This window comes from Pseudomonas sp. TWR1-1-3 (assembly GCF_049896805.1).
Classification (GTDB): domain Bacteria; phylum Pseudomonadota; class Gammaproteobacteria; order Pseudomonadales; family Pseudomonadaceae; genus Aquipseudomonas; species Aquipseudomonas bubulae.
Map to the genome: position 1 here is coordinate 118,546 of NZ_JAFCUZ010000002.1, position 20,478 is coordinate 139,023.

The window sequence follows — 20,478 nt, forward strand, 5'->3', positions numbered from 1 at the left end:
TTTTATTTGCTCCCTTTCAATATGAGAGGTTGCGAACCCAAAACCACGGTTGTGAAATCGACGTGCCCAATCTGATCGCCGATAGAGCGGAGGATTGTGGTGAGCGCTTCTTGAACTGGGGGGCGATGGCTAGGATCTGCATCGAATACATCTGGATTGAGGGTGTAAGAACCGGTGAATACATAGGTTCCATTTGCAGCAATAGTTAGTACTCCCGATACATTCCCGCTGACCCTGCCTAAAAGCAAACCTGCAAACGAGGTCAAGTAGCCCGGTCCAAATGTATTATAAGTGAACGGAGAGTTAATTGGGTAGGTGCCAGGACCATTGGCAGCTACCGCGTCCCTGACTGGTGGGATATCACGCGTCACCATCTGCAAATTAAGAGAGCCAATATTCACATAACGAGTTTTGCCCTTCCCATACAGCCAATAGTAAAGTCCAGCCATAAACATAAGAGGTGTACCGAAGAAGTCAGGATGCGAACGGTGGTCTACCGTAGCCGTGTTGTGGGCCCAAGTTGCGCCCGCGTAAACTATCTCAGTACGCTCCTGCGCTGTAATAGCTACTGATTCTTGTGCCCCCCGACTCGCACGATCGTTGAGTAAGTTTTTCTGAATTGCAGCTTGCATCGTCAGCTGTGCTTTCAGCTGCTTACTGTCCAACCCATTCAAACCAATTAATGATGCATTCATGGCCCCTTCAATATCTAAGACATTAGCAGCAGTGAAAACATTCACCCCGTTAGCAATCAGCTTTTGGATAAAACCGCCTGAAATAAATTGTTCATTTGGTTTTAAAGGAGGCCTCGGGGAGAAATTAACCGAGGTGGAATACCCTGTGCTGGTTGGTTGAGCACCAACAAAGGTTGCACCAAGCTGAAGTACTTCCGACATTCTCACTCCCTGCAAACGATAATGATTCTGATTAGAGTTCACGCAGGAGACACTATACACTTCGCCACATAGCCGCAATTAAATACTGCAACTTTATGCAACCGACCCTAATGGAACGGCCAACACACCTTACGAACTCCACATTTAAGGGCGATGTTGCCCGGCTTTTTTTACGCGGACGCGACTGTCCTTAAATGCGCCAACGAAGTTCTTATCCCAAGTCATTCAGGGTCACAGCAGAGGGAACGGCGGGTATTGATCCGCCTTGTTGATGCCATTGAGTGATGGTGCTGGATTCGGCGATTTCGAGAAGGGAGAGTCAGCTCAATATGACGTAGTGGTTCGAAAAGTCTTTTATCACACGGATTCTCCGCCACCTGATTCCCAAGTTGATTGGAAAGAGCCAACTGGAAAAAATTCGGGATGGTTAGAGTCGTCAAATGCCAGATACGAAAAAGCCCCGCAGACCTTGATCTGCGGGGCTTTCGTAATAATGGCGGAGAGATAGGGACCCTCCATACAATGGCAAAAAAACCAGCAACCATTGAATAACAAGGCCTTACAGGCGATTTTACGTACAATAAATACGTACAATCGATCAAAGGCATACCAAATGGCAAACAACTTAGAGCTTCAAGGGGGCACCTATCACGTAAGGCTAGCCATCCCAGCAGACGTACAACAAACATTCGGCGGACGCCGTGTGCTTTCTCAAACACTCATGACAGGTGTACACCAAGAAGCACTGGATCGCAGGCTTCCCATTCTCGCGACCTGGAAAGCACAAATCAAAATTGCACGCGAAGGTAAACCTTTGCCTGAAGACTGGCAGGACAACCTGCTATCAGGGTTGCATGAGTTGGAGTCCCTGAAGCGAAATCGCAAACTCAATATCATCGGTGAACCTACCCCCCCCCTACCCGTCAGTGAATCGGAAGTCGAAGCGTTCAAGACAGATCATCCAGAGGTTGTTGCCCTACTCGAATGGATTGTCGACCAAGAATGGGATAACGGTATTGAAGGCGATTTACGCATCCAAGAAGCGTTGCATCAAGCCTTCAAAAAGACGATTCAAAGGGGGTTTTCCTCGATGCATCGACTGTCCTTGGACGAACACAAAGAGCTGGAAGAACTGATCAAAAACCCGAAGTCATACGCGCCTAAGTCCCCCATTACCAAAGCAAGGCTGGCAGAGTTTCGAACGTTCCGAGAGAACAGAAATATCGCAACAAAAACGATTGATCAGCAGCAGTCCAAGCTGGAAAAACTGTCGGCGTACCTTACCAAAACAGGTAAAGCCTTGGACTTTGATGCGATTTCATCCTGGCTTGACTCAATCAATTTGGCGAGCAAAACCCTGACGCAATATTTACTGGCTGGGAATGTTTTTTGGAAATGGGCAATGAAGCACGACAGTCGGTGGCGGGTCGACTACAAAGACAAAGCCAACCCATTTGAAGAACACGACCTACCAAAAGTAAGAGGCAGGGACAGAGTAGACGCACAACGCAAAGACTTCACCCTGGACGAACTTTCAAAGCTTCACTCAGCAGCAGCGTCGACAGGACTATACGCACTCGCTGACTTAATCCTACTTGGGACGTACACAGGAGCCCGCATAGAGGAACTGTGCCAATTGAAAAAAAACAACGTCATTGTGGTGGATGACATCCCTAGCTTCGATATCACCGACAGCAAGACCAAAGCTGGAATCCGGGTCGTCCCCATCCATCCGGCTATTATCGGCATTGTGAAGCGACTGATGGACGAATCGATGGATGAACATCTCATTCCTACCAACAGTCGTAGCAAATATGGCATTCGCTCTGACCCGATGGTGAAGGCCTTTGGCAGACTCAAGACCTCACTCGGATTCGGACCTGATCGCGTATTTCACTCCATCCGAAAAACGGTAATCACCCAACTTGTTCGGGCAAACGTACAAGGTCCTTTGATTGCCGAGCTTGTAGGTCATGAAACTGGATTGGTTACCTTTGATGTGTACAGCCAAGGGGCTACGGCCCTGCAAAAATTTGAAGCTGTTGCAAAACTACCTGACTTGAAACAAGCCAAACGAGCGGTTGAGGGTGCATAAGCGCTGATAAACCCATATTAGGACTCTGCAGGGTTTAGGTGGGATTTTGGCTACCCCGCTAAACCTACGCACAGCCAGTGGTGATCTATGACTGGTTGTGTTTCAGAGCCCTATGGACATCTATCAAGGAATGGAATACGGTAAGATAGATGGCTTTATAGTGGCCACGGAAAACGAAAGGAATCGTGAATCAATGCGAACAAACGAAAACAGTGAGAAATTCGAGTTATACATACTCTCACTTTGGTTCCTTTTCTTGTTGATTATAGTTGTAACAATCGACATACCATTCTGTTATGGCGACAACTGCGAATTCATTGGTTTTCTACCACTAGCCCAGAAAAACATTGTTTCTATCATTGCATTTATTTTTCTAATTTTCGGCACTGTATTTTATTTTCGCTTTAATTACCGTATAGCTGGAAGCAGGAGCATTGCTGCAAAGGTGGTAAAAATTGAAGATGTCAACTATGAACATCTAACATTTCTTACAACCTACATCATCCCTCTGATCTGTTTTAATTTGACAAGCGCCAGATATCTACTTGCACTTGGATTACTGCTATTCATAATTGGTGTTATATACGTAAAGACCGATAAGTTTTATGCCAACCCAACATTAGCCGTACTAGGATTTAGAGTTTACAAAGTGAACCTGCAAACTCGAACTGGATTAAAAGAAGGATTGGTAGTTATCTCGAAAGAAAGATTGGCTGAAGGCGACCAAATAAATCGACTAGGCCTGGACGATAAGGTGTACTTCGTAAGGAAAGCATCGTGACAATTGATGAGTTAAAGGCAAAAATATCTGCTGCTGTTGCGGATGGTTGCGGGTCTGAAATATTTTTTCTTTTAGATTCCGATAACGGGATGCAAATAAAAAAGGCTGATATCGATGAAGCACCACAAAATGAATTAACCCGAGCATTTGTGGAGAGCATAACTAAAAAAATACTACTTAATGATGAGCTTTCCCTAATCGAACTATCTAGTGCCGATGATCGCCGGGAAACCATATACCATTATGACTTGCCAGATATCCCAGCTGAACTACAACACTTACGAAGCATCATTACATCAGAAGACTTTGAAGAATTTTCATTTAAAAATGACAACCTAAACAATCTAGAAGGCATATTAATTCTTCTAGGCAATGCAGAGCATCAGATAGCTCTGTACAAATACCAATACCCAATTTCCTTGTTACGTAAGGATACGGGATTTAATTTAATGCGTTCGCGCGGCACAAATAGATTCAAAAAGCTTGATGAAGACGTATTGAAAATTAATGCAAAATTTGAATTCTTTAAAATTAATGGCCAGTACTACATTCTTGACTTGAAAGCTTTGGAGCGGTTCTTTGGATTTCATGATGCCATCAAGAATATTGCCACCCAAGGCATTGAAAACATCAGACAAGCTAACTTGGTTGAAAACGTACAAGTATTTTCTGATCGGCTAGATGATATTTCTTTTTCTAGAAAGCTGGTAAGGGCGGCGAGCTCTTCGCCAGTCCTGAATCTGATACCTAATGCGGAAGTTATTAATTTCGCAAGCACTCATCCCGCACTACAAGGCCGATTCAAGTTCACAGACGACGGTGAAAAATTCAGCTTGAAAACGAAAAAATCACAGGCGTTATTTTTAAAATTGTTGAATGATGACTTTCTTCAGTCCGAACTCACCAAACGATATTATGATAGTTTGGCAAAAGACGCTATTTAAGCTTAAGCAGTCACGACAAAAACTATCATCGATAGCGATGCAGCCTACCGACACCGACCCTACAAAATAGTAGGGTTAGTTGATAACATTTGCTTTAGGATTTTCCAAGCTTCTACAAGAGTCAGGCCTTAACAGGTATTTCCATGCTTAATAGTTTGATCGCTACAACCCAATCAGCGCCCCTATTATTTGAACTTTAACGTGCGACATAACCGCTCTGTAAACGTTTCATGGGGCCCACAGACCCTTTACCTGTGAAGTAGGCCGGTATCTTCCTAGGCGTATGCCAATTAGGTGTGACATCCGATCCAACACTATAGTGAAGGCATTTGGCAGGTGAAGATCGCCAAAGGATTTGGGTCGACCCGTATGTCAGGGCGAACGTGCAAGGCACTATATTTCATAAAGTTATGCTGAATGCATTTGGCAAAACTTACCGAAATCATACAGGATGTTGAGAACTTGCCGGTTCCGGTACTAGAGGGTTGAGAACCTCCACAAGCAACGTATCATCGATGTATTGACCGTATAGTTCCTCAAGAACAACCTTGACTGAAGTCGCATTGGCTATGTGCTCCGGACGAAGGCAGTTAACCCTGAAAGGCCATTCCAATCCGATTATTCCTCCGACGTCTACAAACGCAGTGTGCTGCTTTCCTTGATAAGAGAACACCAATGCGTAGCACACACGATGATCGTACACATGTCCATTGAAGCGCTGGGTGGACCTTACGGCTAACTCGTATCGCTCACTTTGCATTATCGAAAGTACCGAAGGCGTTTGGTCAAACTTGCACTTTAAGCGTCCGCCTGTGGTGGTGATATAAATTTCAGCGGTAGAATTAAAGTCAAATTCAAAAGGATCATCACCTACACGATAAGAGCTTGCCGGATCGCAGGCGATAGAAGCACTTTCTAGTCCTTTTACTACCAGCGGCGGGCTGAACTCCTTGAGTGGCACCAATATGTGCCGGTCTACAACGGTGTAGATTGCATGAACGATCAGCGGCTTGTCTTTGCAGTTGGTTAATACGATGTCGCTTAGACTAGACGCAGTATAACGGCCGTATGACATCGAATAGGTGATCAGTGCTTTGCTTCCGATTTTCTTCCACGCCAGCATCAAAGTGAGCGGGAACAACACAAGCCCCGGCACTAGCTTTAGAAAGTCACTTGCTAGCGGCCAGCCATTCCAACTGAAGAACGCATCCATGTCCAAGGTCCTATTAATTAAGATTTACCATGCTTTACAATGGCTATTTTTGTCGTCAACTGAACACTATGCCAAATCAACTTAACGCCAGTTATTCCTATTCAATCTGGGAATGACTACGCCATCTCTAGGCCCGGCACGGGCCCCATACACCCTTTACCCTTGAAGTAGGGTGGTAAGTTTTCTACCCCCCCACCAGGGTGGCAGGGGTGCTCCAATGACGTTTCACGGTGGCGATTCCAATACCCAGTTCGCTTGCAACTTCAGTTTGGATCAGTCCTTGGTTTTTTAGTCTCTGTACGTTGATCGTAGTCTTGACTGCGATAGGACGACCAAGCTTCTTTCCTTCTGCCTTTGCACGCATTAATCCTTGCTGGGTACGCTCTATAAGCAGATCACGTTCAAACTCGGCGACAGCACTCAAAACCTGCATTGTCATCTTACCTGCGGGACTCGTCAGGTCTACCCCGCCTAATGCAAGACAATGTACGCGAATACCAATTCCAGCAAGGTGTTCGACAGTCTGTCGTACGTCCATTGCATTTCGGCCCAAACGGTCCAACTTGGTCACGATCAGCACATCACCTGCTTCCATGCGATCTAACAATTTTTGAAACCCCGCACGTTCACTAGCGGCGATGCTCCCAGATATGACCTCTTCGATTACCCGCCCCATTTGTACGTCGAAACCTGCGGCTTTCACTTCCTGCACCTGGTTTGCTGTGAACTGGCTAGATGTGGAAACGCGGCAATAAAGAAATGTGCGGGACATGGTAAGCACTCACGTATCGTTAAACGTGGTATCACTGTAGCAGGGTATCAAAAATTAGAGAAGGCTATATTTTTGATGCTTTCTGAAGCCGATAATCTAGGCATCATAAAATGGTCGTTTGATGATCCCGTTACGCATCAGCGGTTGGAGTTTCTTGATTGGGGGTCAAATCGCCAAATCCAACCATACGTACAAAAATAGCTACACTCCACCACACCTTCTGTTGGCCTGCATTTAATCAGGGACTGATCAATGAAGCTTACGATTAATGTATTTCTTTTGAAGTCCGGTCGGACTATCTATGATGCGTTATCTGATGAGCACGAAATTCAACCACAGCAGTTTCAAATTGAAAATACAAGCTGCTTGTTTTACTACCAAACCAACCCTTCAAAACCAAAGTGGGTTGACTTATTCAGCGGTATTGAACAAATAAATACAGCCCAAATGCGAGGAAGATCATTACAGGGTGTGCTGGTTTTTGCCGTGAACGACCGTGTCTTCTGCTTTACGTTTGGTCACGCTCGACACTTACTCGAAAAATCTTCAATTGAAAGATATTTTGGGTTAAGAACGGCTTTGAGCATGACCGATCCGCAGCTTATTAAGTCAATCGATAAATCAAATATCGATAAGGTTCCGCTGCGTTCTCGCTCGCAGTCTTCAAAAAACCTTTCAATTTCAGAGTTTGAGTTCAAATTTGATTCGGAAATACTTAAATCTCTTACTGGTATTGTTGAATCAATTGAAAGTGATGAGCACGAAGTTGTAAGCGGATCGGACTCGCTCTCCTTACACACAGACGTAAAACTTTCACAACTTCCGGCAATTGCAGAGCGTTTGATAACAGCATACGAAGATGAGAGAGGTAAAGAAAAATACCCTTGGATGGACCACATCGTACCAGTACGGGATAGCACGGTTTCGTCAGAGCTGGATGATTTATTAATAAGCGCAGTGAACCAAGGTTGTTATGACGAAATATGGATAGCAGCACCAAGGGTTATAGAGTATGAGGGATTTTCAGGGTTTTCATACACATCACAACGCGGGCGAAACGGAAACGGGCCAGTCTTGGGATTCGAGTTAGACTTGCAACGCTGCCTAATCGAAAAAGGACTAGTTGGAAATCTTTCCGTGGAAGCTGCAAAATCTACAAAAATCCACCTATATGGTTCCGACTATAACAAAATTGACACTTGGACTCTATACGAATGCCTTAGTGGAGAAGTAGAACTAGGCGGTGAAAACTATCTATTAAGTGAAGGGGACTGGTACTGCATTGATACTGATTACGCAAACCAAGTTAATCATTATTTTGAAGTTTTTCCACGATCAAATATTATTTTTCCAGGATACAATGGCGCACACGAAGGAGATTATCTGCGTAGGATTGCAGATGGCATAGCATTTCACCTACTAGATCAACACAATGTACGCGTCAATGGAGCTTCTAGTGTCATCGAATTTTGTGACCTGCTTACATCGAACAACCATATTGTACACGTCAAAAAATACTCCTCATCTAGTGTGTTGAGCCACCTTTTTTCCCAGGCTTATGTTTCAGCAGAGTCGCTTATACACGCCCCGGAAATAATCGAACAAGTTAATGCTTATCTTGCCTTGCAAGGCGCACATATATTTGAATTCAATCCAAGTATCTTACCCAGACATAACCACATAATATTTGCCATTATGCAGGGTAGTCAAGGAGCCTTGCACATGCCATTTTTCTCAAAGGTTAACTTTCGGCAATATTCGCAGCGATTAGTGGCGATGGGGTATCATGTGGAACTAGCAAAGATCCACATTTGATTTTATCAAAATTTTGACAAGGTCAATAGCCTGCTTTATTCAGGCTACTTTCAAACTCTTGAATTAAATCAATAAGCGCACAACCCAAGACTTCACACAAGTCACGAATCTGAATTATATCCAACCGCCTTACACCCCTCTCGACATCACTCATGAACGATTGGGGGCGACCCAACGCATGAGAACAGTCAGCTTGAGTCATCCCTGAATCAATTCTGCGAGCCTTCAAAATGGCTAAAAATATGTCGTGTTCGGGCCGATATATTGCTTTGGGCATGGTAGCTATCCACAAATGACAGCCCCACAAGCTATATCCGCTTTCCAGATATCTGATTTTCAGATATTTTACGCCCGTCACTGCAATCACTAATTCAAAGACGACAAGGAAACCTGTATGAAATTGTACTTTGGGATTTTTTTGGCCGTTTTAAGCATGCCCCTAGCCAGTCTGGCGGGCATCTTTGCCATGGAGCTAGGCTATGTCTGGAATATACGGCAAGCCATCGGAGTCGGCGTCGTCGTGAGCTTGGTGTTACTTTTGTTGGCGTTGACCCTGTTTTTATGTGGCATACCATCAACCTTGCAGCGTCTACGGGTCCAGACCAGCGCCAGCAACTGATTTTCAAGGATGAGCTACATGAACATGTTTAGACAGCTGCGTTGGCTGGCGCTGACGACCAGTGCAACCGCTTCAAACGCCGTATCAGCCGCACAAACGGGTAGCGGCTCATCTGATCAGATGCTATGGGCATTCCTTCTAGCGGCCCCACCAGCAGCTTATGCCGGTAATAAGTGGTGGCGTTGGGGGATAGGTTTCAGGTTCGGTGCTGCAAGCGGTTCGGATTTTCTATCAGCTTTGAAATGGTCATTGATAGCCGTTGTATGGGTAGCAATCGTGATGGGGCTTGCATGGCTAATGCATCAGAAATGATATATCTAATGTGTATTTAACAATCCAACCCCAACGTCCATTCTGCAGCACGTACCTTTAGATGTGGTTGTCAGCAGGGTCGACATGTTTGAGGTCATCCCCTGTTGATGGTCAATCTAATCCGTCAAGTATTTGATCGATGGAAATATTATGCGAAACACTATTTTAGCTTTGGCCTTTTTGCCTTCAATCACATTTGGTCATAACTTTAGTGAGTCCAGCCTGAAAGATCTGGAAGACGCTTACAGCGTGAAGTTTTCAGGTGGACTTTCGAGTGCATTTTCAAACGATCACGACCAAGGGTTGAATTGGTTCAAAAATAAAGCATTTGAGCTGGATAACGATTTTACAATCAGGATGTGCGGCGACGGACTTTGTTACATTCGGGAAAATACCGGATCATTGATGCTCGCGATGGAGCAGGAGAAAAGTGATTTCAACGGTAGAAAACTTCAAGGACAGCTTGTCCGAATTATTGGCACGGACATGTATGGAACCATGGTTCTTGAAAGATTATCTACCCACAAAAAAACTGTAAAGCAGCTAGTTAAACTGCCAGTTCCTAGCCCGACCAAGTCGGAATATAATTTAGCTGGAACAATTGATGAACTGATCAAGGTCCGATCCGCTGAAGGCTGGGCAAGACCACCATCAGCAAGGAAGGAAATGGTAGTTGAACTGGAAATTAGCATGACACCAGACGGCACAGTTAAATCAGTCAGCGTAACCAAGACCAGTGGTGATGAGCCATTTGACACATCAGTAGTTGCAGCAGTCAAAAACATTGGTAGACTGACTGAAATGCAGGAAATGAAACCATTGGATATTGACCGATACCGGTCATTCAAGATGAAACTTACACCAGAAGATTTAACACTATAAAGCGTATCAATTAACAACAATCAAATAAATTACACCCCAACAAAGCATCAAATCAATCATCCATTAACAAAGAATACAAATCTAATGCTCTAGATTAGCCCTACGGGCATCGCCTACGGCGATCTAGTATATTTTATTTTAGTTTCATATACCCGTACTGAAGAAAGTTCCGGACGGATTTTCCCTATCCAGGAAAAATCCACCCAAAGGAGTCTGAAGAACGTCCCCGGCACGGCCCATACTAGACTTGCATACAACAAGTTTTCACTTGAAATTTAGCTCGCGCGGGTAACCCGATGCACGATTAATGTCTGTTTTCGCTTCGCAGCAGCTACGGTATCCGACTGAGTCCAGTATGGCGAAATTCAGTCGAACCAATGGTTGCATCTTTTTCTGCAGAGCCATCATCCTGTCATGGTCCATAATTCTTTGTTCTAGTTTGGCGACAGCGGTTGCAGACTTCCCCGATTATGACTTCCCGGAAAAACCTATTTTGCGCAACATTATCGCACGGCCATCTACACCCAACGTTCTTGACGTCTTTTAGAAATTGAAGCCGTTCGAATTTTTGGTCGATTATGGTTTCGACCTTTGCGTCCATTATAAAGCTGGAGCGATACCAAACTAAACATTGCTTGAAAATATCGATCTATATGTTCATGGACATATATGTATTTATGCCGGTCGGATTCAAAAACTTAAAATAATTTCAACTTTTTCTTCATTTAACTCTTTCACGCAGAAAGCACCTGAGGCCCTGCACAAGCCATCATTCCCACCAACCCCTACCACCCCCAAAGATTAAGCAGTAAAGCCAACAGAGCTCCACAGGAGAGCTTGTAAGCAACAGATCAGGACGGACATTCACACAGATTATATTCACGCTTAATAGTCGACCGTGCTCATCGTAGTAAATGAGAGGGACCGCCCCGAAATACAAAGCTCTTATGGGGCGATCATAAAAATAAACGATATGTAAAAAATAAATAACGCCCTTGAAAATCTCACCACCATGCCGTCGATCATCGTTCGACACACTGCACGGGTGCAGATCCTGCATAGCCCATCTTGCCGGGGACATTGATAGCTATCGGATTTAAGGACTATGGGAAGGGGAAAACACAAAAAATTACGTACAAAGACTACGTACAATCGGAAAACGAAAAAGCCCCGCAGACCTTGATCTGCGGGGCTTTCGTAATAATGGCGGAGAGATAGGGATTCGAACCCTAGGTACTGTCGCCAGTACAACGGATTTCGAATCCGTCCCATTCGGCCACTCTGGCATCTCTCCAACGGCGCGAATAATAGCGCGGTTTTTGATTATGGCAAAGCCTTTTTTCAAAAAAACCGCGCTGTATCAGGTGCTTGCGCGCCTTTACTGCTTAAAGCGGGACGCCGAGGCGGTTTGCAACTTCTTCGTAGGCTTCGATTACGTCGCCCAGACCCTGACGGAAGCGGTCCTTGTCCATTTTCTTGCCGGTAGCCTTGTCCCACAGACGGCAGCCGTCCGGGCTGAATTCGTCACCCAGGACGATGGAGCCGTCGTGGAATACGCCGAACTCAAGTTTGAAGTCGACCAGCAGCAAGCCAGCGTCATCGAACAGCTTGTTCAGTACGTCGTTGACCTTGAGCGACAGTTCTTTCATGCGAACCAGTTGCTCGGCCGTGCCCCAACCGAAAGCCACGACGTGAGATTCGTTGATGAACGGGTCGCCCTTGGCGTCGTCCTTGAGGAACAGTTCGAAGGTGTACGGGTTGAGCTTCATGCCCTCTTCCACACCCAGACGCTTGACCAGGCTGCCCGCTGCGTAGTTACGCACAACGCACTCGACCGGGATCATGTCGAGTTTCTTCACCAGGCACTCGTTGTCACCCAGCAGTTTGTCGAATTGGGTCGGCACGCCGGCTTCTTCGAGTTTCTGCATGATGAAGGCGTTGAACTTGTTGTTCACCATGCCCTTGCGATCAAGTTGTTCGATACGCTTGCCGTCGAACGCCGAAGTGTCGTTGCGAAACAGCAGGATCAAGCGGTTTTCGTCGTCGGTCTTGTAAACCGATTTCGCTTTACCGCGATAGAGTTCTTCACGTTTTTCCATGATGGGCTCCGCATGCTAAGTAGGTGGGCTAGGCGATTGTGCGCCAGTCGAGCCCTGAATCTTGATCGGCCAGTTGCAGCCAGTCCGGGTCGCACCCAAGGGTGTCGACAAAACATTGCCGGGCCAGCTGCGGCAGGTTGTTCTTGCTGCTGAGGTGGGCCAGTACCAGGTGTTGCAGGTCTTGCCAGCCCAACTCGGCCACCAGGCTTGCGGCCTGGTGGTTGTTCAAATGTCCTTCCTGGCCCCCTACCCGGCGCTTGAGAAACGCAGGGTAGTGACCACGGGCAAGCAGGTCCCGACAGTGGTTGGCTTCAATCATCAGCGCATCCAAGTCGCGATAGCTGTCCAGCACGCCAGCACAATACGAACCCAGGTCAGTCAGCAAGCCGAACCGCCGCTTGCCGTCACTGAATACATACTGGGTGGGCTCCTGGGCATCATGGGCGACCAGGGTCACACTGATATTCAAGGCTCCGATTTGCAGCGTCTGACCACCCGCCACGTAACCGGCGGCCTCCAGAGGTTTGCGCATCCCGCGCTGGGTACCACGACTCATGTACACCGGCAAATTGTAGCGACGCGACAGCAAACCCACGCCATGCACATGGTCGGCATGTTCGTGGGTGACCAGAATCGCGCTCAGCTGGTGAGCGCTGATACCGAGCCTGGCGAGACGACGCTCGGTTTCTCGCAACGAGAAACCGCAATCGACCAGTACATAGGTGCTGTCGCTGGCTATCAGCGTGCCATTCCCTTGGCTACCACTGCCGAGAACGGCAAAACGCATACAATCAGCCCAGGTTGTCTTGGATAACGCCCAGCACCTTGCGCGCCACTTCTGGCGAGGCAACGGTGTTGATGTTTTCTTCGACGGTCACTTGCACGTTTTCACCCACCTTGCTCAGGCGAACCTGATAGCGCTGGGCACGGGCTTCAACTTCTTCCTTGTCCGGCTTGCTGCCAAAGAGACCGGAGAAGAAACCAGGTTTCTCGTCCTTCTTCTCGGCTTTTTCGGCGAGGTTGATGTAGTACAGGCCCAACGTGCGGTTGATGTCTTCAACGCGCCATTCGCCCTGTTCAAGTGCACGACCTACGCTGGACCAGGCACGGTCGAGGTCTTCGGTCAGGGTCAGCACCGGGTTGCCGCTGCCGTCTTCGTTCAGGCTCACACGTGCAGGGGTGTCGAAATCACGGGCAGCCAGCAGCGAAACCGAACCGCCCTTCTCGGCGTTGCGGCTCATGCTGATCAGCATTTCATCAACCAGGGCTGCATCCAGACCGGTGTTGACCGAGCGGTTGCCAAAGTCGACGTTGGCACTGCTACCGGCCGGGCGGTTGGCACTGACCACGTAGATTTCGCTGGTATTGCGCTGCACACCCGGCTCGATGCGTACCCGCAGGCGGGTTTCGCTGTCGGAGGCCAGGCCGCTGCTGCCCACATGGCGGGCGATCGGAGCGGAAAGCTCGTCAGCACGCTGCCAGCTCGTGGTGAACTCGCCGGTTTGCGGGCGCTGTTCGTCGATGCGGAAGCCATTGTCCTGGAAGAACTGCATCGCTACCGGCCAGACTTCTGACGGCGAACGCTGCGCCATGACCCAGCGGCTGTCGCCACTTTTCTGCAGGCTGAAATCGCTGGCACTGGCGGCTACAGCCAACGGCTGTGGACGCGGTACTTCAAACTCGCCCTTGACGTTGTCGTCGGGCACATTGCTGGGGATCGGCAACAGCGGCACAAGGCGCTTGTCAGTCTGGACACCTGGCGGCAACTGCATTGGAGCGGTTTGACGCGCCTCCAGGTAGTCGCTGCCACGGTCGCGGAAGTAACCCTCTTGACCCCACAGCCAACCGCAGCCGCTGGTGCTGGAAATAATCACGGCTAGTGCGGAAAGTCCGGCCAATCGCTTCATGCGTAGTGCTTCCTCAATTAAACCAAGACACCGGACTGGCGCATTGCCTGACGCAGTGGTTCGTGGCAAGGCTCGCTGAGCCAGGTGAGTGGCAGACGGATACCGTCCGACATCATGCCCATCTCATGCAGCGCCCATTTCACGGGGATAGGGTTGGATTCGATAAACAGGGTTTTATTGAGCGGCATCAGCTTTTCGTGCAGTGCACGGGCAGTGTCGGCATCGCCACGCATCGCAGCAGCGCACAGGTCGCTCATGTCACGCGGAGCAACGTTGGCGGTTACCGAGATATTGCCCTTGCCGCCGAGCAGGATCAGCTCGACTGCGGTGGCGTCGTCGCCGGAGTACACCAGGAAGTCGCTGCTCACCCCTGCCAGAATGGCCGGTACGCGCGTCAGGTCGCCGGTGGCTTCCTTGATGCCGATGATGTTCGGCACGGTGGAAAGACGAATGACGGTAGCCGGCAGCATGTCGCAGGCGGTACGGCCCGGAACGTTGTACAGGATCTGCGGGATATCGACCGCTTCGGCGATCGCCTTGAAGTGCTGGTACAGGCCTTCCTGGGTCGGCTTGTTGTAATACGGTGTCACCAGCAGACATGCATCGGCGCCAGCGGCCTTTGCATTGGTGGTGAGTTCGATCGCTTCACGCGTCGAGTTGGCGCCCGTGCCGGCAATCACCGGAATGCGCCCTGCAACCTGCTTGACGACATGACGAATCACTTCAATGTGTTCGTTCACATCCAGAGTTGCCGATTCACCTGTAGTGCCAACGGCAACAATGGCGTTGGTGCCCTCTTGCAGGTGAAAGTCCACCAGTTTGCTCAGAGCGTCCCAATCAAGACGACCTTGTGCATCCATAGGTGTGACCAGTGCCACCATACTGCCCGCAATCATGCAACCGCTCCTGCCGGAAAAAGAGAGCCGTAATGGTACTGGCGCCATGACCCTTGCACAAGCAACAGCGCGCCCGATGAGCATTCCCCTTCGCGTTGCTTTTCGCTACCCTTCAGCCTTTGATTGGTACTGATGTGTGCGCAAGTCTGTTTCACAGGCCCTCAGCAAGCGCCAAAAGCCCCGCCCAAACGCCACCGAGCACGTTTTGCAGAGCCTGCAAACCGCCTGGAACGCAGTATTGACGGGCTTCTGACGCTCAAGTGTTACCTGATACTCAACTTGCCTGCCATCGACCGTACTGACCGCTCATCGTTTTAGGAAGGTTGAATGTCCACCCCCACAGTTCGCGAACAATTCCTTGTCATCAGTGCCCTTGGCGCCAACCCAATGGAGCTGACTAACGTGCTGTGCCGCGCCAGCCATGAAAATCGCTGCGCTGTCGTGACCTCGCGCCTGACTCGCCACGGCGAATGCAGTGCCCTGGTCCTGGAAGTTACCGGTAGCTGGGACGCCCTGGCACGCCTTGAAGCTGGCTTGCCTGCGCTGGCCAAAAAGCACGCGTTCAGCGTCAATGTAGTACGCAGTGCGGCCCTTGAAACCCGCCCGCAGGCGCTGCCGTACGTGGCCTATGTCAGCTCGGCCTACCGCTCGGACATCATCAACGAGCTGTGCCAGTTCTTCATGGACCATAACGTCGAGCTGGAAAACCTGACGTGCGATACCTATCAGGCGCCACAAACCGGCGGCACCATGCTCAACGCCACCTTCACTGTGACCTTGCCGGCCGGCGTGCAAATCAGCTGGCTGCGTGATCAGTTCCTCGACTTCGCCGACGCGCTGAACCTGGACGCACTGATCGAACCTTGGCGCCCACAGAACCCGATGTAAGGAAACCGATTCAATGGCTGTTGCAATTGACCAACCCGTAGACGATTTCCAGATCCCGGCGACGAGTGAAAAAACCGTCAGCCTGTCGCAGCTCAAGGGCAAGCAGGTAGTGATCTACTTCTATCCCAAGGACAGCACGCCGGGCTGCACCACTGAGGGCCAGGGTTTTCGCGACCATTACGCCGAGTTCCAGGCGGCCAATACCGAAGTGTTTGGTGTGTCCCGCGACAGCCTCAAGTCCCATGAGAACTTCAAGGCCAAGCAGGGTTTTCCGTTTGAGTTGCTGAGCGACAAGGACGAAGCCCTGTGCCAGCTGTTTGACGTGATCAAGCTGAAAAAGCTGTACGGCAAGGAGTACCTCGGCGTGGATCGCAGCACCTTCCTGATCGACAAGGACGGCGTGTTGCGTCACCAATGGCGCGGCGTGAAAGTGCCAGGGCATGTCGAGGCAGTGCTGGAGCAGGCCAAGGCGTTGAATAACGGCTAAGCAAAACTCTGTGGGAGCGGGCTTGCTCGCGATTCAGGCGACGCGGTTTGTCAGGCAAACCGCATAGACCTATCGCGAGCAAGCCCGCTCCCACATGAGTCACAGCGTATTACTGACGCACCAACCGCACATTCTGGAACTCGACCGCTTCGGTGCTGCGGTACGGGTTGATATCCAGCCCGCCACGGCGCACATAGCGCGCATACACGGTCAACTTCTCGGGCTTGAGCAAACGCTGCAGGTCGAGAAAGATCCGCTCCACACACTGCTCATGAAAGTCCGAATGCTGGCGAAAGCTCACCAGGTACGCCAGCAAACTGGCGTGATCCAGCGCCGCCCCACGGTACTCGACCACCACCGTGCCCCAGTCCGGCTGACTGGTGACCGGGCAGTTGGATTTGAGCAAATGGCTGTAGACGCTTTCTTCAACCACCTGGGAATCGTCGCACTTGAGCAATTCAGGACGCGGCTGCGCGTAATCACTGACCGTGATATCCAGGTCATCAATGCACACACCCGGCAATACGGCTACGCCATCAGCCTGAACTTCATCCAGACTGCGTACGCGCACGCTGACAGGCTTGCCGGATGCAGCCGACAAATCTGCACGCAATGTAGCCTCAAGGCTCGGGGTATCAGCAAATACCGTCTGGTTCAGCGAGTTGAGATACAGCTTGAACGACTTGGACTCGACGATATTCGGCGAATCGGCGGCAAAGCAAAACTCGCCAATGGCCACCACCGGCTTGCCCGATGGCAACAACCAGGACAGCTCGAAGCAGGTCCAGAAATCCACGCCGACATAAGGCAGCGTTTCGGCGCTCAGCCCCAGCTCGGCCCATTTCGCCGCGCGCGGGATCGGGAACAGCAAGGACGGGGTATAAGTGCTGATGTATTCACTGGACTTGCCCAGCGGGGAATGTTCGGCGGCGGGATGCATGACAAAAACCTGGCTAGAAAAACCCGGTAATTCTATCGGGTTTAAGCCAGGCTTTCAGCGTTCACCGACAATCAGGACGTTTTAAGGCGCAACTTTCACCTTGCCGACCATGCCAGCCTGATAGTGACCCGGCACATTACAGGCAAATTCCAGGTTGTCGGCGCGGGTGAAGGTCCAGGTCAACTCCGCGGTTTTACCCGGCTCGACCAGCACGCTGTTGGGGTCATCGTGCTTCATGCCCGGCATATTCATGGCGCCGTGGCCCATTGCCGAGTGATCCATGCCGTCATGCCCCATACCGGTCGGGGTAAGCATGCCGCTTTGCTGCATTTCGAGCATTTCTTTCTGATGTGCCGCGTGCATCGCGGCATTGCCCAGGTTGAACTCGTGCAATAACTGCCCTTTGTTGACCAGGACAAAACGCACCGTTTCACCGGCTTTCACATCCAGCGACTTTGGGGTGAAGGCAATATCAGTCATGTCGATTTCAACCGTGCGCGTGGCGCTGGCGGCAGGTGCGGGCTGACCAAAATCAAAATGCCCGGCAGGCGATGCCATTACCGGCAGGCTCAAGGCCAAAAAACAGCCAGCAAGCGACAAACGGATACGTGCGGTCATACTTACTCCCAGAAACAAAAATGTCAGGCTTGGCGCTACTTTAAAGTCTCAGCACTGGCATTCAACTGACTGCAAGATTACAACTTTGTCAGCTTGACCCTGCATAACCTGCACCAAGGTATAAGGCTGAGGATAATTTTTATGATGAGTCGACCATGAAACTGCTGATAGTCGAAGACCAGGTCAAAACCGGACAGTACTTGCGCCAGGGCCTGAGCGAGGCCGGGTTCACCACCGAACTGGCGGCCGACGGTATTACCGGGCAACACCTGGCCCTGACCGGGGATTACTCGCTGCTGATTCTCGACGTCATGCTGCCTGGCCGTGATGGCTGGCAAATCCTGCAAGCGGTGCGTAGTGCCGGACTGAGCATGCCGGTGCTGTTTTTGACCGCACGGGATGCGGTCGCTGACCGCGTCCACGGCCTGGAGCTGGGGGCCGATGATTATCTGGTCAAGCCGTTCGCCTTTTCCGAGCTGCTGGCACGGGTTCGCAGCCTGTTGCGCCGCGGTAGCAACACTCCCCAGGAGACCAGCCTGCAACTGGCCGACCTGCGCCTGGATCTGATCCGCCGCCGTGTTGAGCGCAACGGCCAGCGCATCGACCTTACCGCCAAGGAATTCGCCCTGCTGGAGCTGCTGCTACGCCGTCAGGGAGAAGTGCTGCCCAAGTCCTTGATTGCTTCACAGGTATGGGACATGAACTTTGACAGCGACACCAACGTCATCGAAGTGGCGATTCGCCGCCTGCGCCTGAAAATCGACGACAACCATGAGCAGAAGCTGATCCACACCGTGCGCGGCATGGGTTATGTGCTTGAAGAGCGCAGCAGTTGATGCGCCGCCTGTCGTTGAGCAGCCGCCTGGCGCTGCTGTTTGCCGGTTGTACCGCCGTGGTATCGCTGTTTGCCGGGGTGCTGTTCGGACGCGCCAGCGAGGTGCATTTTGTCGAGCTCGACCAGCAACTGATGGAAAGTCGCCTCGCCGTACTACGCAGTACGCTGCAAGGGGCTGACACCCTTGAACGCTTCACCCTGCGCCTGCCCGCCCTGATGCAGGATCTGGCCCACCAGCCGGACCTGGCGATACGGGTGCGCGGCCCGGACGGGCATCTATGGTTTGACAGCTCACCGCGCCTGCCACTGGCGCTTGAGACCCGCCCGGGCTTGGGCAGCCTGCAAATAAACGGCACCGATTACCGTGTTCTGGTCCCGCAGACCGACAGCCCCGATGCGCCGCATCTGACCCTGTTGCTGGATATCACTCACCACCAGCACTTCCTGCAGCGCATGCAGAGGTTGATCTGGATGACTGTAGGCCTGTCGGCACTGGCCACGGCGATTCTTGGTGCGTGGGCAGCCCGCAGCGGCTTGCGCCCTCTGCGCCGCATGAGCGCGATCGCAGCCAGCGTTTCGGCCGACTCGCTTAACGCCCGCCTGCCCCAGGAACAAATGCCCGCTGAACTGGCAGAGCTGGCCACGGCTTTTAACGCCATGCTTGCGCGACTGGACGATTCATTCCAGCGATTGTCGGCATTCTCCGCCGACATCGCACATGAACTGCGTACGCCATTGTCCAACCTGCTGACCCACACCCAGGTCACCCTGACCCGCCCCCGGGGCATTGAAGAATACCGCGAGGCACTGCATAGCAACCTTGAAGAGCTGCAATGGATGGCGCAACTGGTCAACGACATGCTCTATTTGGCCAAGGCCGATCACGGCTTGCTTACGCCTCGGCGCGAAGCCCTGGATCTGGGTCAGGAAGTGGAGGCATTACTGGAGTTTTATGCGCTGCTGGCCGAAGACTCGCACATTGAACTGACCCGCGAAGGCAATGCACTTCTTGCAGGCGACCGCAGCATGCTGCGCCGCGCCCTTTCCAACCTGCTGGATAACGCCTTGCGCTATACGCCGGCGGGTGGCGCGATCAAAGTGCTGATTGAGGCTTTGCCGGGCACTGCGCGCATCAGCATCGAGAACACGGGCACGGGAATCCCTGCAGAACTGCTGCCACGCCTGTTTGACCGGTTTTACCGGGCAGATCCGGCACGCCGTGAAGGCAGCAGTGAGCATGCGGGGCTGGGGCTGGCGATCACCCAGTCGATCATTCGTGCCCATGGCGGGCAGATCTGCTGTGAGTCGAAAGAGGGGGTAACGCGGTTTGTCGTGGAGCTGCCAGCAAAGCTGCCCTCACCCCAGCCCTCTCCCGGAGGGAGAGGGAGCTGATTTGTGGCGCTGCGCAGAACTGCTTTTGCCTTTAGTCCCCTCTCCCTCCGGGAGAGGGTTAGGGTGAGGGGCTTTTGCTCTTCAACT

The 20,478-nt window shown here is 50.9% G+C and carries 20 protein-coding genes, 1 tRNA gene and 1 pseudogene; 11 read left to right on the forward strand and 11 right to left on the reverse strand.

The features are described from left to right. Positions 1–2: 2 nt before the first annotated feature. Positions 3–896, reverse strand: a complete 894-nt coding sequence (locus ACP7BE_RS07975) for a lipid II-degrading bacteriocin (RefSeq protein ID WP_426105458.1) — start codon at positions 894–896, stop codon at positions 3–5. A gap of 613 nt (positions 897–1,509) precedes the next feature. Between ACP7BE_RS07975 and ACP7BE_RS07980 the strand changes: the two genes are divergently transcribed. From ACP7BE_RS07980 to kwaB, 3 genes are all read left to right on the forward strand, one after another. Next, positions 1,510–2,991 carry a tyrosine-type recombinase/integrase gene (locus tag ACP7BE_RS07980; RefSeq protein ID WP_426105460.1) on the forward strand — a complete coding sequence of 494 codons (1,482 nt, stop codon included), beginning with the start codon at positions 1,510–1,512 and terminating at the stop codon, positions 2,989–2,991. Between the two features lie 112 nt (positions 2,992–3,103). Continuing rightward, on the forward strand, positions 3,104–3,772 hold the full coding sequence (kwaA, locus tag ACP7BE_RS07985) for an anti-phage protein KwaA (RefSeq protein ID WP_235571164.1): 669 nt from the start codon (positions 3,104–3,106) through the stop codon (positions 3,770–3,772). Further along, complete coding sequence (gene kwaB / locus ACP7BE_RS07990) at positions 3,769–4,716, forward strand: anti-phage protein KwaB (protein ID WP_235571165.1); 948 nt, start codon at positions 3,769–3,771, stop codon at positions 4,714–4,716. The genes kwaA and kwaB overlap by 4 nt, the downstream gene beginning before the upstream one ends. 442 nt (positions 4,717–5,158) lie before the next feature. On the opposite strand, the gene ACP7BE_RS07995 is transcribed toward kwaB, so the two are convergent. Next, on the reverse strand, positions 5,159–5,929 hold the full coding sequence (locus tag ACP7BE_RS07995) for a hypothetical protein (protein WP_235571166.1): 771 nt from the start codon (positions 5,927–5,929) through the stop codon (positions 5,159–5,161). 184 nt (positions 5,930–6,113) lie between these two features. Next, complete coding sequence (locus ACP7BE_RS08000; protein WP_235571167.1) at positions 6,114–6,701, reverse strand: recombinase family protein; 588 nt, start codon at positions 6,699–6,701, stop codon at positions 6,114–6,116. A 252-nt stretch (positions 6,702–6,953) separates the two neighbouring features. Between ACP7BE_RS08000 and ACP7BE_RS08005 the strand changes: the two genes are divergently transcribed. After that, entirely contained in the window at positions 6,954–8,516 is a 1,563-nt protein-coding gene (locus ACP7BE_RS08005) for a TIGR04141 family sporadically distributed protein (RefSeq protein ID WP_235571168.1), read from the forward strand. Between the two features lie 22 nt (positions 8,517–8,538). On the opposite strand, the gene ACP7BE_RS08010 is transcribed toward ACP7BE_RS08005, so the two are convergent. Beyond that, the gene (locus ACP7BE_RS08010; protein WP_426105464.1) at positions 8,539–8,793 is read right to left on the reverse strand and encodes a helix-turn-helix domain-containing protein; all 255 of its coding nucleotides are present in this window, start codon (positions 8,791–8,793) and stop codon (positions 8,539–8,541) included. Positions 8,794–8,910: 117 nt separating this feature from the next. Here ACP7BE_RS08010 and ACP7BE_RS08015 point away from each other — a divergent pair, with 117 nt between their 5' ends. The 3 genes and pseudogenes from ACP7BE_RS08015 to ACP7BE_RS08025 form a co-directional block, all read left to right on the forward strand. Beyond that, positions 8,911–9,135: a hypothetical protein gene (locus ACP7BE_RS08015; protein ID WP_235571170.1), complete on the forward strand. Its 225-nt coding sequence runs from the start codon at positions 8,911–8,913 to the stop codon at positions 9,133–9,135. 18 nt (positions 9,136–9,153) lie between these two features. Then, positions 9,154–9,447: a hypothetical protein gene (locus tag ACP7BE_RS08020; protein WP_235571171.1), complete on the forward strand. Its 294-nt coding sequence runs from the start codon at positions 9,154–9,156 to the stop codon at positions 9,445–9,447. A 591-nt stretch (positions 9,448–10,038) separates the two neighbouring features. After that, positions 10,039–10,329: pseudogene (locus tag ACP7BE_RS08025) on the forward strand (TonB family protein); the annotation flags it as partial. Positions 10,330–11,533: 1,204 nt separating this feature from the next. Here the strand turns inward: ACP7BE_RS08025 and ACP7BE_RS08030 are convergent. The 5 genes from ACP7BE_RS08030 to dapA all read right to left on the reverse strand — a co-directional run bounded on the left by ACP7BE_RS08030 (position 11,534) and on the right by dapA (position 15,231). After that, positions 11,534–11,623 (reverse strand) — tRNA-Ser (locus tag ACP7BE_RS08030). A 91-nt stretch (positions 11,624–11,714) separates the two neighbouring features. Further along, on the reverse strand, positions 11,715–12,428 hold the full coding sequence (purC, locus tag ACP7BE_RS08035) for a phosphoribosylaminoimidazolesuccinocarboxamide synthase (protein ID WP_019410660.1): 714 nt from the start codon (positions 12,426–12,428) through the stop codon (positions 11,715–11,717). A gap of 28 nt (positions 12,429–12,456) precedes the next feature. Then, positions 12,457–13,215, reverse strand: a complete 759-nt coding sequence (locus ACP7BE_RS08040; RefSeq protein WP_095002187.1) for an MBL fold metallo-hydrolase — start codon at positions 13,213–13,215, stop codon at positions 12,457–12,459. Between the two features lie 4 nt (positions 13,216–13,219). Then, the gene (gene bamC / locus ACP7BE_RS08045) at positions 13,220–14,335 is read right to left on the reverse strand and encodes an outer membrane protein assembly factor BamC (RefSeq protein WP_095020284.1); all 1,116 of its coding nucleotides are present in this window, start codon (positions 14,333–14,335) and stop codon (positions 13,220–13,222) included. A gap of 17 nt (positions 14,336–14,352) precedes the next feature. Next, positions 14,353–15,231, reverse strand: coding sequence for a 4-hydroxy-tetrahydrodipicolinate synthase (dapA, locus tag ACP7BE_RS08050; protein ID WP_095002189.1), 879 nt, complete (start codon positions 15,229–15,231; stop codon positions 14,353–14,355). 327 nt (positions 15,232–15,558) lie between these two features. Here dapA and ACP7BE_RS08055 point away from each other — a divergent pair, with 327 nt between their 5' ends. Together ACP7BE_RS08055 and ACP7BE_RS08060 are read left to right on the forward strand one after the other, a co-directional pair. Beyond that, a complete protein-coding gene (locus ACP7BE_RS08055) occupies positions 15,559–16,119 on the forward strand; it encodes a glycine cleavage system protein R (protein ID WP_016780071.1) in 561 nt (186 codons plus the stop codon). A 13-nt stretch (positions 16,120–16,132) separates the two neighbouring features. Then, positions 16,133–16,606: a peroxiredoxin gene (locus ACP7BE_RS08060; protein WP_095002190.1), complete on the forward strand. Its 474-nt coding sequence runs from the start codon at positions 16,133–16,135 to the stop codon at positions 16,604–16,606. Between the two features lie 109 nt (positions 16,607–16,715). Here ACP7BE_RS08060 and queF read toward each other — a convergent pair whose 3' ends face one another. Both queF and ACP7BE_RS08070 read right to left on the reverse strand, forming a co-directional pair. Further along, a complete protein-coding gene (gene queF, locus ACP7BE_RS08065) occupies positions 16,716–17,546 on the reverse strand; it encodes an NADPH-dependent 7-cyano-7-deazaguanine reductase QueF (RefSeq protein WP_095019361.1) in 831 nt (276 codons plus the stop codon). 81 nt (positions 17,547–17,627) lie between these two features. Continuing rightward, positions 17,628–18,164: a cupredoxin domain-containing protein gene (locus tag ACP7BE_RS08070; RefSeq protein ID WP_095019362.1), complete on the reverse strand. Its 537-nt coding sequence runs from the start codon at positions 18,162–18,164 to the stop codon at positions 17,628–17,630. 155 nt (positions 18,165–18,319) lie between these two features. Here ACP7BE_RS08070 and ACP7BE_RS08075 point away from each other — a divergent pair, with 155 nt between their 5' ends. Further along, a complete protein-coding gene (locus tag ACP7BE_RS08075) occupies positions 18,320–19,000 on the forward strand; it encodes a heavy metal response regulator transcription factor (protein ID WP_095002193.1) in 681 nt (226 codons plus the stop codon). Then, complete coding sequence (locus ACP7BE_RS08080; protein ID WP_095038520.1) at positions 19,000–20,391, forward strand: heavy metal sensor histidine kinase; 1,392 nt, start codon at positions 19,000–19,002, stop codon at positions 20,389–20,391. Before ACP7BE_RS08075 ends, ACP7BE_RS08080 begins: the two co-directional genes overlap by 1 nt. The last annotated feature ends 87 nt before the right edge of the window (positions 20,392–20,478 follow it).